We start from the raw sequence: 246 nt of genomic DNA, 5'->3' as shown, positions 1-246 counted from the left end.
CCATCATATTCTTGATGAACATGTCGTTGATAAGACCCATCTTGAACAGGTAGGTCATGCGGTCGAAGAGAATTGCAGCACGGGCGAAGTTGGCGATCAGGAACTCGCCGCCGTCGTCCGCATCGCCCTCGTCCATGCTGTCCGAGGTGATAACCGGACGGCCCCAGAGGATCGGGGTAACCAGACCCTGCAGATTGGCGAACAGATAGCGGTTTTCACCGTCTTTCTGCAGCTCGATGTTCATCC

At 55.3% G+C, this 246-nt stretch carries 1 protein-coding gene; it reads right to left on the bottom strand.

All coding sequences use genetic code 11. The features are described from left to right. A partial coding sequence (locus KMS84_RS44790; RefSeq protein WP_256921654.1) for a phage major capsid protein occupies positions 1–246 on the bottom strand: 246 nt, incomplete at both ends.

The sequence above is a fragment of the Streptomyces hilarionis genome, from assembly GCF_024539675.1.
In the GTDB taxonomy this organism is placed as follows: domain Bacteria; phylum Actinomycetota; class Actinomycetes; order Streptomycetales; family Streptomycetaceae; genus Streptomyces; species Streptomyces hilarionis.
Note: the sequence above shows the minus strand (reverse complement) of the source record. Positions and strands in the feature narration are given on the sequence as shown.